The sequence below is a fragment of the Luteibacter jiangsuensis genome, from assembly GCF_011742555.1.
Classification (GTDB): domain Bacteria; phylum Pseudomonadota; class Gammaproteobacteria; order Xanthomonadales; family Rhodanobacteraceae; genus Luteibacter; species Luteibacter jiangsuensis.
Genome location: NZ_JAAQQR010000010.1, coordinates 1 through 14,312, shown reverse-complemented (window position 1 = coordinate 14,312; position 14,312 = coordinate 1). Strand labels below are relative to the sequence as shown.

The window sequence follows — 14,312 nt, the reverse complement described above, 5'->3', positions numbered from 1 at the left end:
TAGAACGCGTGACGCAAAGGCGCTTTTCGCGTGTCCCGTTCAGCGATGGGAAGGCCGGGAACGGCAGGAGCCGAACCCGGCCGTTGACTCAGGTGCGAACGACGTAGCAAGGCTCGTAGGCGGTGCCGCCCGGAAGCTTCATGCGGTGCTGCTCCACGAACGCCTTCAGCAGGTCGTCGAGCGCTCGCATGATCTCCGTCTCGCCGTCGATCACGAACGGACCATACTGCTCGATCGCCTTGACGCCCTCTTCCTTCACGTTGCCCGCGACGATGCCCGAGAAGGCACGCCGCAAGTCCGCCGCCAGCTCGTGGCGCTGCCGGCCACGGTGTAGCGCCAGCGAGGCCATGGCCTGGTGCGTCGGGCGGAACGGCTGCTGGAACGACAACGGAATGTCGAGCGCCCAGTTGAAGAAGAACGCGTCCTTGTTGTCCAGGCGGTGGTTGCGCACCTTCTCGATGCCGGAAACCATCGCGTGGGCCACGGCAGCCGGATCGTCGATGACGATCTTGTAATGACGGGCGACCTCGTCACCTAGCGTCAGGCGCAGGAAGCGGTCGATCTGCTCGAAATACGCGGCAGAGTTCTGCGGGCCGGTGAAGATCAGCGGGAACGGAATATCCTTGTTCTGCGGCAACAGCAGGATGCCGAGCATGTAGAGGATTTCTTCGGCCGTGCCGACGCCGCCCGGGAACACGATGATGCCGTGGCCGAGACGAACGAACGCCTCGAGGCGCTTCTCGATGTCCGGCATGATCACGAGGTTGTTCACGATCGGATTGGGCGATTCCGCCGCGATGATGCCCGGCTCGGTGATACCGATGTAGCGATTGCCCTTTCGGCGCTGCTTCGCGTGCGCGATGGTGGCGCCCTTCATGGGGCCCTTCATCGCGCCGGGACCGCACCCGGTGCAGATATCCATGCTGCGCAGCCCCAGCTGGTAGCCGACGCGCTTGGTGTACTCGTATTCGTCGCGCGAGATGGAGTGGCCACCCCAGCAGACCACCAGGTTCGGATCCACCTGCGGACGCAGGATGCGCGAGTTGCGCAGGATCTCGAACACCGCATGGGTGATGCCCACGGTGTCGTCGAGATCGAAGGCACCGGCTTCGAGCTGCGTGGACACGTACACGATGTCGCGCACGACGGCCACGAGCAGTTCGTTGATGCCGCGAATGATGCGGCCGTCGACGAAGGCCTGCTCCGGCGCGTTCCTGAGTTCGATCTTGATGCCGCGATCTTCCTGCAGCACCTGGATGTCGAAATCCGGGTACTGCTCGAAGAGGCTGCCCGGATCGTCGGAGAGGTTGCCGGAAGTCAGCACGGCCAGCGCGCAACGGCGCAGCAACTGGTGCAGGCCCGACCCGCTGGCGTCGCGCAGGCGGGCCACCTCGTTACGGGAAAGGATGTCGAGGCCGCCGGCCGGCGAGACGCGGGCGCTGACGGTTTTGCCGCTGACGGGCTCCCCGAACTGAATGGCATTCATGGTGTTACCTGTCCTTCTGACCGCGAATTAGCGGCGAACCCCGCCCCGGGGTGGGAGCGGACCGCCTAGGATCACGCGAGTGGTCGCCGGGGGTCAAGCCCAAAGAAAAGGCCGGCACCCTTGCGGGTGCCGGCCTGGATCGCTCGGCGAATCCTTCGCTTAGAACGTGTAACGCACGGTCAGCATGGCCGACCAGCGGGACACCGGGTTCACCTTGGTCGCGCTGTTGTCCGTCGGCGCGTCGTAGATGGTCTTCGTACCCGGCTGGAAGTTGCCGTTCGCGTCGGTCGGCAGGTTGTAGACGTACTTGCCCGTGGCCGGATCCACGCCGCCGAACGCAGCGAGGTTACGCGTATACGGGAAGCCGACGTACGACTGCTGGCCCCAGTCCTTGTTCACGAGGTTCAGGAAGTTGTAGATGTCCAGACGGATCTCGCCCTTGTTGCCGGCGAAGATGCCCGGAATTTCCTGGCTCAGGCTCAGGTCGATCTGGTTCACCCAGGCCGACTTCGCGCCGTTGCGACGGGCAACTTCGCCCTGGTGCTTGCGCAGGTAGTCGTCGTTCTGGATGAAGTTGTAGAACTGGTCGACCAGCTGCTGCGAAGCCGCGGCGGTGCCCTTCGAGTTCCTGAAGATGGTGCCATCGCCACGGGTGGGGATGTACGCCAGGTCCTTCGAGTAGCTGTCGCCATTGGCGTCGTTGCTGAAGATCCAGCTGTACGGCACACCGCTATGACCGTCGTAGAAGGCGCTGATGGTCGTGGCGTAGTCGCCGAAGAAGTTGTGCTGCCACGTCAGCGAAGCATTGAGGCGCTTGGCGATATTCGTGTTGGCCGTCGAGGCCACGTCTTCGTTCGGGTTGTACCAGGCGCTGTTCGAGAAGTTCGACGTGGCCTGGCTGGACGTACCCGGATTCACCTCGGTCGAGTGACCGCCGGTGGCCGCGACGCTCCACGACCAGCCGTTCTCCATCGGCTTGGTGAACGACAGGGTGACCGTATCCGCACCACCCTTGTGGGTGTTGGTCAGGTACGTCACGCCCTGGGCGAAGCGGCTGTCCTGGCGGTAACGAGCGTTCGAGCCGCCGGTGTTCGCACCATTGAGGTTGCTGCCGCAGCTTGCGCCCGTCGCGCCACCCACCGGCTTCGAGCCGCCGATGCAGCCCGCATAGGTGTAGCGGCCGTCCGGCATGATACCGGTCGGAGCACCGATGTTGAGGTTCTGATAGAGGATGCCGTCCTGCACGTCGAGATGCTGCCACTCGATGCTGGCGATGATGCCCTGCCACGGCAGCTCTCGATCGAAGGCCAGCGACGACTTCCACACGCTCGGCAGCTTGAAGTTCTTGTCGACCGTGTCGACGGCCATCTGCGGAGTGGTACCGGTGCCGCTGGTCGGCTGATTGAACGGATCCGGGCTGAAGGCCGGGCACGGCAGCGGCTGCTTGCCGAGCTTGCAGGTACCGTCCGCCTGGCGATCATACGAGTAGGTGACGATGTTGATACCGTTGTTCTGGTACGGGTTCGTCATCCACACGGTCGGCGGATCGGACTGGAACAGGCCCACGCCGCCGCGCAGCTGGGTCTTGTACTCGCTGTCGAAGGAGTAGTTGAACGACAGGCGCGGCTCGACCAGCTTGGAACCGTTGATCGTGTTCGCGTTGCTGAAGCCGAAGCGCTGCTGGAACGTGGCGTTGTAGAGCGGCTTGTCGTCGGTCAGGTACTTGTTGACGCGGAAGCCGAACTGCACCGACAGGTTATCGGTGGGCTGCCAGGTGTCCTGCAGGAAGAACGTGTGGCGACGCAGTTCCCACTGGGCGGCGATGTCGTTGAGCGAATAACCCTGTGCCGGACGGTACAGCGAATAGTTGCTGTACAGGCCGAGCGGGAAGTTCGTCAGGCCGTCGGCGCCGAAGGTGTAGGCACCGAATTCCGTGCGGCCGAACAGGTTGTAGATGCGGTTACGCTCCCACTCGAAACCACCCTTGATGGTGTGCTCGTCGAGGTACAGGGTGCCGGCCCACATGGCATTCAGCGTCTTCACCGACGCCGAGTTGTAATGGCTGTACTGGTCTTCGCCGAGGTTCACGGTGGGACCGGAGGCGGTGCCGCCGAACGGAACGCTGTTGATGCGCACCGCAACCTGGGGCTGCTGGGTGTCGACCGAGCGGTTCAGCTGGTAATCGCTGTAACCGATCTTGGTTTCCGACGAGAAATTGTCGGTCCAGTCGTCGAACGACTGCAGGGTGTAGTTCTTGATGTCGCTGTTGACCGTGTACCAGTAGCTGGACAGGCCCACGGCATCGCTGAAGTTACCCTGCGGATTGGGCTTCACTTCCTTGGTACGCGAGTACGCAAGGTTCATGCGGTGGCCGTCGGTGATGTTCCAGTCGAGCTTGGCGATGTAACGCTTGTCGGTCAGCGTGCCGGCATTCGCGCCGAGCGAGCCCGGCTGCAGGCCGAGGCCGCGCGCGGCGTCGATCACGCTCTGGAGATCGCCCGGGGCGATGCGGTTGCTGGTGGAGCTGGACAGGGACGGATCGAGGCCGTTCACGGCGCCCGAGCTCAAGCCGGTGACTTCTTCCTTTTCATAACCGGCGAAGAAGAACAGCTTGTCCTTGATGATCGGGCCGCCGACGGTGGCGCCAGCCGTCCAGTTGCGGTCGAACTCCCGGTATTCCTTGTTGTTGTCCAGCCAACCGGCGTCACCGACCATGCTGCTGGCGTTCTTGAAGCCGTAGTAGACCGAACCGTGGAAGTCGTTCGTACCCGACTTGGTGACCGCGTTGATTTCCGCGCCCACCGTGTCCGAACCGACATCGTAGTTGGCCGTGGAGATGTTGAACGAGTCGATCGTGTCGAGCGAGACCGGGGAGCCGACTGTCGGCATGCCGGTGGAGTTCAGACCGAACGGGTCGCCCACGCCAAGGCCGTCGACCTTGATGTTGTTCATGCGCGTGTTCTGGCCGTTGGCCGAGATGGCGCCGGTGCCGTGGTCGACGTTCACGCGCGGGTCGCGGCGGGCGATGTCGGCGATGTTGCGGCTCGGCGACGGTGCAGCCTTCAGTTCGCGCTGCGAGATGTTGGTGCCGAGGCCCTTGTTTTCCGACGTGAACTGGCCGGAAACGGCCGACACGGTGACCGCGCCCAGCGCGGTGGCATCGGCGGCACTGGCGGCGCTGGCGCTCAGGTTCACGGCCGTGTCGCTGCCGAGCTGCAGGTAGACGTTGTCCTGGCGGACCGACGGCATGCCGTCCTTGGTGGCCGTGACGTCGAACGGACCGCCCACACGCAGGCCCTGCGCGGAATAACGGCCGCTGGCGTCGGTGGTGGTGGTCTTCGTGGTGCCCGAGGGCTCGTGCACGATCACGACGGTGGCATTGGCGACCGGCTGACCGCTGGCGTCGACGACGCGACCGCTGATCGTGGAGGACGTCTCCTGCGCGAAGGCAGGTGCCGCAAGCAGCGATGCGATCGCAAACGGCAGAAGTTTGGCGCGGACTCGGCTATTCATTAATGGTCGACCCTGTGGCTTGCAATGAAAATTTTTTGGCCGAACGAACGGATGCCGGGCCTGTGGCCGGTCTCTCGGTTTCGTTCGGTTACCCCAATCTCTGGCTGCGTCGTCTCGGTGTGGGCCGGCCCGATCCATGGACGCGGTGGCGACAGTTGTTAAGCCAACTTTAACGGCATTGTATGACAGATTTGTAACGTTTTCACGCCCATTTGATAAATACCACTTTTTCCTAGTCGGGCGTGACGACAGGCCAAATGACTGTTTTTCAAGCCATTTTGTGCAGAAGAAAGATGTGAAGGCGCATCGGTGTAAGAGCCACCTTACACATCTTTCGGAGTCCTACGCCGTTGAACCGGCGTCGTTCGTCAGTTCTTGCCGAGGTAGCGCGAGCGCTTGGCCGGCTTCAGCGAGGCCAGATCGAGCATGACCAGGCCGTCGACGCACCCGGAGAACTCCGGGTCCTCGCCGAAGGCGAGGAACTGCACGCCTTCGGGCTCCACGAGGTCCACGTACTGCCGGTAGAGCACCGGGAGGGTGACACCCAGCGCGTCGAGCCGGTGCTTGAGCTTGCCCAGGCCGGTCGCGGGGTCGAGGCCTTCCAGTTCGCGGCGCACCGATTCGATGGTGGTCTCGGGGATCACGAACGGAAGACGGGCGGCGGCCAGTCCGGGCGCGCCGAAGAAATGCTGGTGGGCGGCGGCGATCCACTCGCGGGCCTCGCGCGGCATCGTGACCGACATGCTCACGGGCCCGAAGAGGTAGCGCAGCTCACGGTGACGCTGCAGGTACAGGCCGATGCCCTGCCAGAGCTGGTCGAGGGCACGCGAACGCCAGTACGCCGGCGCGATGAAGCTGCGGCCCAATTCGAGACCCTGTGCGAGGCGGGACTCCAGCGCCGGCGAATAGTCGAACAGGCTCGAGGTGTACAGCGCGCTCATGCCGTGCTCGGCGATGAGGCGGCCGCCGTGGCCGAAGCGGTAGGCGCCCACGATGCGCAGCGCCTTCGCGTCCCACAGCACCAGGTGTTCGTAAAGCGGATCGTAGGCGTCGAGGTCGCGCCGCTTGCCGGTGCCCTCGCCTACGCGGCGGAAGGTGAGTTCGCGAAGGCGGCCAATCTCGCGCATCGTGTAGCTGTCGGACGAACCGCGCATGAGCAGGATCTTCTTGCCGTCCGCAAGCTCGGCCAGGCACTCGGCCTGGTCCAGCTCCGCCACCACGCGCTCCACCGGTTCCGGATGCGCGAGCGGCGTCTGCCCGCCGAACACCAGCCCGCGCTGGCGCGCCACGCGGTACACGTGACGGCGCATGAGCTTGGCGGCCTGTTCGGACGAACCGCCGCTGGCCTGCTTCAGTTCTTCGGCGTCCACGAGCTTGCCGATGCGGAAGCCCACACGCTGGCGACCCGAGGTGGCTTCGCGGGGAAGCATGGCGGTGCTGAGTGGCTTGGCCAGCATGGAGAGGCCATAGAACGCCACGGAATTCCGTGCGGCGATATGCACCGGCAGCACGGGCACGCCGGCTCGCATGGCGATGCGCGCGAAGCCGTCGGACCACTTGCCGTCGCGCACGCCGCCGGCGCGCATCCGCGAGACCTCGCCCGCAGGGAACATGATGAGGACCTCGCCGGCCTCGATGGCACGGAACACCGCGCGCATCTTGGACGTAGCCCCCTTGCCGAACACGTCGACGGGAAGCAGGAGCGAGCCGAGCTGCGGCACGGCGGCGAGCACATCGTTGCCCAGGATGCGCACGTCGCGGCGCACCGACCCGATCAGCTGGATGAGAGCGATGGCATCGACCATGCCCAGCGGATGATTGGCGACGACGATGAGCGGACCCTCGACCGGAATGTTCTCCCGCTCGCGCTCGGTGATACGGCAGCTGACGCCGAGGTTTTCCAGCGTTTTCTCGCAGAACTCGAAGCCCTGTGCCGGCCCGGCCAGGGCCAGCGTGCGATTGAAACGGTCTTCGTGCGCGAGGCTTTCCAGCATGCCGACCAGCGGCTTGCGCAGGCGCGGATGCTGCGCCAACCACGGCATGCGTTCCAGCAAGGTCTGATCGATGCTCAGCATGGCTTGGGCTCCCTTAGACGTCCACATGCTCGCGGGCAATTATGACAGTAACCCTACCGCCGCGTATGTTCTTGCGGCAATGTGCCGAACGTCGATCAGACGGCGATATGCAGGTATGCGGAAAGACCACTGAGAAACATCTGTACCGACAGCGCAATCAGCAGCATGCCCATCAACCGCTCCATGGCCGTAAGCACGCTTTCCCCCAGCCAACGGAACAGGAACGTGGAGCTCAGGAGGATGATCGACGTCGTGAGCCAGGCCAGGAACAGGGCGATACCCCACTCCGCCGTGCGCCCGGGCTGGGAATTGGTGAGCAGCAGCAGGGCGGCCATGGCGGACGGACCGGCCACGCCGGGAATGGCCATGGGCACGATGAACGGCTCGCCTTCGCCGGGCTTGCCGAACACCCCGCCTTCCACCGGCGGGAAGACCATGCGGATGCCGATGAGGAAGAGCACGATGCCACCGGCGATGCTCACCGATTCCTGGCGCAGCTGCAGCACCTTGAGGATGTACTGACCGCCGAGCAGGAAGGCCACGAGCACGGCCAGCGCGATGAGCAGCTCGCGCACCATGACCTTGCGCCGGCGCTGCGGCGGCACGTCCTTCAACAGGGCCAGGAATAGCGGGATATTGCCCAGCGGATCCATGATCAGGAACAGCAGGATGCCCGCTGACAAGGTCGTCATCTGCGTTTCCATGGGTGGAGCTCCTTAATTGCGGGTATCGAGCACGGCACCGCGCGCGTCCGCCGCGGCACCGGAAAGCAGATAGACGATGGCATCGGCCGAAGCGGTGGGCAGCGGCTTCTCCAGAGTGTTCTCGCCGTAGTACGCCGCGCGGCGCAGGGCCGTGCGCATGGGCGGAGGAAGGAACGCGTGCACGCGCATCGGCCCGCGGCCGTTCTCGGCGTGCAGCACCGCGGCCATGCGTTCCACGGCGGCCTTGGAAACGCCGTAGCCGCCCCAGTGCGCGCGCGACACCAGATCGGGATCGTCGAGTACGAAAACCACCGCGCTGTCGTCCGCCCGCGTGAGGAGGGGCATGCAGGCCTGGGTGAGCGCGAAGGGGGCGGACACGTTCACCTGCATCGCGCGCAGCCAGTCGTCCGGCTTGTGCATGGCGATGGGCGTGAGTTCGTTGAAATGCGCGGCCGCGTGCACGACGCCGTCGAGGCGGCCGAACTCTTTCTCGATGCCCTCGGCGAGCGCGGCGTAGTCGGCCGGTGTGGCGCTTTCGAGATCGAGCGGGTGGATGACGGGCTCACCGCCACCCAGGGACACAAGTTCGTCGTACACCTTTTCCAGCGCGCGCACCTTGCGTCCGGTGATCACCACCGTGGCGCCGGCCCGCGTGGCGGCCTTCGCCGTTTCGCCACCCAGGCCGCCGGTGGCCCCCGTGACGATGACGACGCGCCCGGCGAGCGCGCCGGGCGCCGGCGCCCAGCCCTCGGGCAGGCGCACGGACGGCAGTGCACTCACGATGCGGCCCCCGCGACATCGGCCGCCATGCGCTTGAGTTCCCCTGCGGCGTGCAGGTCTTCGACGATGTCGCAGCCCCCGATGAATTCGCCGAGGAGGAACAGTTGCGGGAACGTCGGCCAGTTCGAGTAATGCGGCAGGCCCGCGCGGATGCGCGGATCGGCCAGCACGTTCACGTCGTGGAAGGTCGCGCCCGCCGCCTGCAAGGCCTTTACCGCGCGGTCGGAGAAGCCACAGGTGGGATATTCCGGCGTGCCCTTCATGAAAAGCACGATCGGATGGGCCGCCACGATGGCCTTGATCTCGTCTACGACGTCCATAGCTCGGTTTTCATCATTAGAATGCGACTAGTTGCGTAGTGTAGCAGCGCTGGCACCCTGCCTCCCTGCCTACCCTCTTTCCCCCAGCCACCGCTAAGGAGTCCCGCTATGGCGTTCGAATTGCCGCCGCTCCCCTACGAAAAGAATGCCCTCGAGCCGCATATCTCCGCCGAGACCCTGGAGTTCCACTACGGCAAGCACCATCAGACCTACGTCACGAACCTCAACAACCTGATCAAGGGAACGGAGTTCGAGGGCAAGTCCCTGGAAGACATCGTCAAGACGTCCTCCGGCGGCATCTTCAACAACGCCGCGCAGATTTGGAATCACACGTTCTACTGGCATTCCATGCGCCCGGCATCCCAGCAGGCCGAGCCGCCGGCCAAGCTTGCCGATGCGCTCACCAAGGCTTTCGGCTCGGTCGACAAGTTCAAGGAAGAGTTCAACAAGCAGGCAGCCGGCAATTTCGGCTCCGGCTGGACCTGGCTGGTGCAGCGCCCCGACGGTTCGCTGGCCATCGTGAACACCTCGAACGCCGCCACCCCGATCACGGGCAGCGACAAGCCGCTGTTCACGGCCGACGTGTGGGAGCACGCGTATTACATCGACTACCGCAACGCCCGCCCGAAGTACCTCGAGAACTTCTGGAGCATCGTGAACTGGGAATTCGCGGCGAAGAATCTCGCCTGAATTTCCTTTCCGGAAAGAAGAAAGGCCGGGTCGCAAGACCCGGCCTTTTGCTTTCTGTGGGAGCCGCTTCAGCGGCGATGGGTGCTCGCGGCCGGTTTGCCCACTGCCGCGGGATCGCCGGCAAAGCCGGCTCCCACAGTCTTCAGCCCAGCACGTCGATCGCCGGCGCCACCTGCTCCTCGCGGCCGAGCCCGGCGCCAACCTCCACAAGCTTCGCCCGCAGGCTGCCGGCGTCGCTGGCGCAGATGGTGGCATGGCCAACCTTGCGGCCAGGACGGGCTTCCTTCCCGTAGTCGTGCCAGTGGCCGTCGGCCGTGGCGAGCACCGGCGCCGGATCGGGCAGTTCGCCGATCCAGTTCAGCATGGCACTCGCGCCGCGCACGCCCGTATCGCCCAACGGCAGGCCGAGCACCGCCCGCACATGGTTTTCGAACTGGCTCGTGTGTGCCCCTTCGATGGTCCAGTGGCCGGAGTTGTGCACGCGCGGCGCCATTTCGTTGCCCAGCAGCTCGCCGTTGCGAACGAAGAGTTCCAAGGCGAACACGCCGACGTAATCGAGCCGCTCGGCGATCGCCCTCGCCTGCGCAACGGCGGCCTGTTCAAGTTCGTCCGACGTGCCCGGCGCTGGCGCAAGGCTGAGCGACAGCACGCCGTCGACGTGCCAATTGCGGGTGAGCGGCCAGGTGCGGAATTCGCCGTCGCGCCCGCGCACGGCCAGGACCGAAAGCTCGCGGTCGAAGGGCACGAACGCCTCGAGGATGAGGCCGTGCTTCGCCCCGGCTTCGCCGAGGGCCGCCCAGGCGGCATCGATGTCGGCCGGGGTTTTCAGACGGAACTGGCCCTTGCCGTCATAGCCGAGCCGGCGCGTCTTGAGGATGGCCGGCAAGCCGATGCGCTCTACCGCAGCGGCCAGATCGTCCCGGCTGTCCACGGCGGCGAATTCGGGGGTGTTCAGACCCGACTCCCGGAACAGGGTTTTCTCAGAAAGCCGATCCTGGGCCACGGCCAGGGCGCGTGGATTCGGGTGGACGGCGACCTGTGCGGCCAGCCGCTCGGCCGTGGCGGCGGGCACGTTCTCGAAGTCGAAGGTGACCGCGTCCACCCGACCGGCGAACTCCGCCAGCGCGGCGGCATCGCCCCACTCGGCCGTGACGAGGTCGGTGACCTGGCCGGCGCACGAGTCCGCCACGGGGTCGACCACGAGGGTGCGCAGGCCGAGCGGGGACGCCGCCAGCGCCAGCATGCGGGCCAGCTGGCCGCCCCCGAGGATGCCTACGGTGGGAAGCGTGCGGCTCACGTGCGCGGATCCGGGTCGTCGAGCACGGTGCGGGTCTGTGCCGCGCGGAACTCGTCCAGCGCCGCAGCCACGTCCGCGTCGTGCAGTGCCAGGACCGACGCCGCCAGCAAGGCCGCATTGACGGCACCCGCGCGCCCGATGGCGAGCGTACCCACGGGGATGCCGGCGGGCATCTGCGCGATGGAAAGGAGGGAATCCATGCCATTCAAGGCCTTGGACTGCACGGGCACGCCCAGCACCGGCAACGGGGTCTTCGCGGCGAGCATGCCCGGCAGGTGGGCGGCCCCACCGGCCCCGGCGACGATGACCTGGATGCCCCGGTCGCGCGCCGTGGCGGCGTAATCGAACAGAAGGTCGGGCGTGCGGTGGGCCGAAACCACCCGGACCTCATGCACGATGCCGAGCCGGGCCAGCGTGGAGGAGGCATGCTCCATCGTTTCCCAGTCCGAGCGCGAGCCCATCACCACGCCTACGCGTGGCGCGTCCGCTTCGTTACCGCCGTTGGAAGTCATGGCCGGAGCACCCAAAAGTCGCTATTGTAAAGGCATTCCTTTCATCAGGTGGCCCCTTGCGGGGGCCCATGCCATGGACAAGCGTCTTCTCGACATCCTTTGCTGCCCCGTCAGCAAGCGCCCCCTCCGTCCGCTCTCGGCGAAGGAGCGCGATCAGCTGAACGATGCCATCCGGGCCGGCTCGGTCGACACCGTGGCCGGCGAAAAGGTGGCCGATCCCGTCTCCGAAGGCCTGATCACTACCGACGGCCAGGTCGTCTACCGGGTGGAAGACGGCATTCCCGTCATGCTGCCCGAGGCCGGCATCGGCACGCTCCAGCTGGCGGGCTTTACTCAGGAAAGCGGTCGCGCACAAAATCCGTGACGCGGGTCACGCTATAAAGCATTCGTTCCCGCACAATGACCCCTCGGGCGGGGGCCAGAAACACATCCAGGATGCGCGATGAATAACGCGAGCGAGCCGTCAAACGTCGTCGACCTGAGTCAGCGCCTCGACCCGCGCAGCGAGCGCGTGGGCGCGCTGCTGGTCACGGTGCGCGGCCTCGCCACCAAGCGGCTGCACGCGCTTGCCTCGAACATGTTCGAGAACATCGACGACGCACTGTTCGACCTGGCGGAGAAAGCCGAGAACAACGCCGCGCAGACACAGTTCTTCGACGGCATGCGCGAGGTGCGCAAGAAACGGGCGATCGTCGAGCGTACCTTCCTCGGCCAGGTCGCCCGCGATCTGGCCGATTTCTCCTCGGGGCGCACTCGCGCGCCCGACACGGACGCCGGCGCCCGTCCGCTCGCCAATATCGAACTCAGCCTCGTCGGCGAGAACGAATTGGAAGAATCGCTCGCCATCACCAGCATGATCGGCAAGAACGAGCAGCGCCTTGCCCGCGCGCTCTTCGCGGTGAACCAGCGACTTTCGGTGATCTGCGGCGGCACCCGGATGGACGACGCCAGCAACCCCGTCGGGCCGGCCTCCCTCGCCGCGGCGTTCCGGCAGGCGATGCGCGAGCTGATGGTGGAGGTCCGCGTCAAGCTGATCATCTACAAGCTGTTCGACCGCTACGTGCTCGCCGGCATCGACGAGCTCTACGACGACATCAACAACGAGCTGGCCGCCGCGGGCGTGCTGCCGCAACTGCGCCACGAGATTCCCGCGCGCCGCAGCGATGCGCCCGCGCCCATCGGTCCGGTGTCCGCCGCGGCGCCGGCCCAGGCCGCTGCGCCTGTCACGGACGCCGCGGCCGCCGAGTTCATGCAATCGCTGCATGCCCTCTTCTCCGCGCGGCGCAGCGACGGTGGAACGGGTGCCGCCGGTACGCCGCTCGCCACGGGCCCGCTGCCCAGCCCCACCGAGCTGCTCGGCGCGCTCACCCTCTTGCAAAGCCAGATCGCCGTGTTGCCCAACCAGGCGGCACAGCTGGCCACGCAGGCGGATGTCACGCGCGACGTGGCGCAACTGAAAGAACAACTGCTCGCCCAGATCGGCCAGTTGCGCGGTCAGCAGACCGCGCACGTGTCCGGCATGGACGAAGACACCATCGATCTGGTGGGCATGCTCTTCGAGTTCATCCTCGAGGACCACAACCTCCCCACCGAGATGCAGGTGATGCTCGCGCGCCTGCAGATTCCCTATCTCAAGGTCGCTCTGCTCGACCGGCGCATGTTCGCGCACAAGACGCATCCGGCGCGCCAACTGCTGGATGCCCTGGCCGACGCCGCGAAGGGCTGGTCGGTCGAGGCGGATCGCGACGGACGCCTGTTCGACAAGGTGAAGTCCATCGTCGAACGCCTGCTGCACGACTTCGACGACGACGTGGGCATCTTCACGAAGCTCGCCGCCGAACTGCAGGACTTCCTGGACGTCAGCCGCAAGCGCGCGGAGCTGGCCGAGCAGCGCGTGGCGGAATCCACCCGCGGCCGCGAAAAACTCGAGCAGGCCCGCCGCCGCGCCGCGCAGGAGATCGTCGGCCGCATCGGCGGCACCTCGCTGCCGCCTCTCGTCTATGGCGTGCTCACGCGCGCGTGGGCCAACTACATCGTGCTCACCGTGCTGCGCCAGGGTGAGGAATCGCCCGAGTTCCGCGAATCGCTGCGCTTCATCGACGACTTCATCGCCAGTGCGCGGCCGGTGCACGACCTCAATGGCCGCCGCGACCTTCGTGCCATGTTGCCCGGCATCGAGCGCACGCTGCGCCGCGGTCTCGCGGCGGTGGCGTTCCAGGAAGCGGATACCGAGCAACTGCTCGGGCAACTGCATGCGTTCTATCGCCAGCAGCTGGGCGAAGCCGCACCCGAGACCGCCTCGGGCACCATCGTTTCCAGCGTCATGCCGCTGCCGGAAGCCATCCAGGCCATCGAAGAACCGCTGGCCGCGCCGGAGCCGGACGAGGAAGTGGAAGCCCTGGCCGACGAGGCGTTCGACGAACGCTACCTGGCGCAGGCGCGTGAGCTCAAGGTCGGCCAGTGGCTGGAATTCACGGCGCCCGATGGCACCACCGATCGCGCGAAGCTGTCGTGGATCAGCCCGATCAGCGGGCGCTACCTCTTCGTGAACCGCCGTGGCCTCAAGGTGGCCGACCACAGCCTCGCCGGCCTCGCCCAGGCGTTCGCCAGCGGTACGGCGCGCGTGCTCGATTCCACCCTGCTGTTCGACCGCGCGATGGACGCCATCGTGGAGAAGCTTCGGCAACCCGAGGGCTGAAGTCGCCAAAGCGGCTCCAGCCCACATCCAGCCCGCCTTGTATGGATGGATGCTTTCCTGTGGGAGCCGGCTGTGCCGGCGATCCCGCGGCAGCGGGCACGCTTGTCGCGAGCACACATCGCCGCTGAAGCGGCTTGTGTCTTTGCGTCGGGGTAGGCTTGAGGTGAGAGCGGAGTGCGGCAAGCCGTTTTAGCGGCGGTGCTGCGAGCACGTGTGGGAGCTAGGGCCGCCGCACTC

Annotated in this window: 11 protein-coding genes; 3 read left to right on the top strand and 8 right to left on the bottom strand. The window is 65.9% G+C overall.

What is annotated here, in order from left to right:
* Positions 1-88: 88 nt before the first annotated feature.
* From ppnN to grxD, 6 genes are all read right to left on the bottom strand, one after another.
* A complete protein-coding gene (ppnN, locus tag HBF26_RS16955) occupies positions 89-1,486 on the bottom strand; it encodes a nucleotide 5'-monophosphate nucleosidase PpnN (RefSeq protein ID WP_167129125.1) in 1,398 nt (465 codons plus the stop codon).
* Positions 1,487-1,645: 159 nt separating this feature from the next.
* Complete coding sequence (locus HBF26_RS16950; protein WP_167129123.1) at positions 1,646-4,999, bottom strand: TonB-dependent receptor; 3,354 nt, start codon at positions 4,997-4,999, stop codon at positions 1,646-1,648.
* 368 nt (positions 5,000-5,367) lie between these two features.
* A complete protein-coding gene (olsF, locus tag HBF26_RS16945; RefSeq protein WP_167129121.1) occupies positions 5,368-7,074 on the bottom strand; it encodes a bifunctional ornithine lipid synthase OlsF in 1,707 nt (568 codons plus the stop codon).
* 95 nt (positions 7,075-7,169) lie between these two features.
* A complete protein-coding gene (locus HBF26_RS16940; RefSeq protein WP_167129341.1) occupies positions 7,170-7,766 on the bottom strand; it encodes a YhgN family NAAT transporter in 597 nt (198 codons plus the stop codon).
* A 24-nt stretch (positions 7,767-7,790) separates the two neighbouring features.
* Positions 7,791-8,558, bottom strand: a complete 768-nt coding sequence (locus HBF26_RS16935; RefSeq protein WP_167129120.1) for an SDR family NAD(P)-dependent oxidoreductase — start codon at positions 8,556-8,558, stop codon at positions 7,791-7,793.
* Positions 8,555-8,878 carry a Grx4 family monothiol glutaredoxin gene (gene grxD, locus HBF26_RS16930; RefSeq protein ID WP_167129118.1) on the bottom strand — a complete coding sequence of 108 codons (324 nt, stop codon included), beginning with the start codon at positions 8,876-8,878 and terminating at the stop codon, positions 8,555-8,557. Before grxD ends, HBF26_RS16935 begins: the two co-directional genes overlap by 4 nt.
* A 108-nt stretch (positions 8,879-8,986) precedes the next feature.
* On the opposite strand from grxD, the gene HBF26_RS16925 reads away from it, so the two are divergent.
* A complete protein-coding gene (locus HBF26_RS16925; RefSeq protein WP_167129116.1) occupies positions 8,987-9,568 on the top strand; it encodes a Fe-Mn family superoxide dismutase in 582 nt (193 codons plus the stop codon).
* A 142-nt stretch (positions 9,569-9,710) separates the two neighbouring features.
* Here HBF26_RS16925 and HBF26_RS16920 read toward each other — a convergent pair whose 3' ends face one another.
* Positions 9,711-10,865 (bottom strand): 5-(carboxyamino)imidazole ribonucleotide synthase, encoded by a 1,155-nt coding sequence (locus HBF26_RS16920; RefSeq protein ID WP_338039698.1) that lies wholly within the window; start codon positions 10,863-10,865, stop codon positions 9,711-9,713.
* On the bottom strand, positions 10,862-11,377 hold the full coding sequence (gene purE / locus HBF26_RS16915; protein ID WP_167022522.1) for a 5-(carboxyamino)imidazole ribonucleotide mutase: 516 nt from the start codon (positions 11,375-11,377) through the stop codon (positions 10,862-10,864). Before purE ends, HBF26_RS16920 begins: the two co-directional genes overlap by 4 nt.
* A gap of 73 nt (positions 11,378-11,450) precedes the next feature.
* On the opposite strand from purE, the gene HBF26_RS16910 reads away from it, so the two are divergent.
* Together HBF26_RS16910 and HBF26_RS16905 are read left to right on the top strand one after the other, a co-directional pair.
* Positions 11,451-11,741, top strand: a complete 291-nt coding sequence (locus HBF26_RS16910) for a Trm112 family protein (RefSeq protein WP_167022519.1) — start codon at positions 11,451-11,453, stop codon at positions 11,739-11,741.
* A 78-nt stretch (positions 11,742-11,819) separates the two neighbouring features.
* A complete protein-coding gene (locus tag HBF26_RS16905; protein ID WP_167129114.1) occupies positions 11,820-14,075 on the top strand; it encodes a DUF1631 domain-containing protein in 2,256 nt (751 codons plus the stop codon).
* The last annotated feature ends 237 nt before the right edge of the window (positions 14,076-14,312 follow it).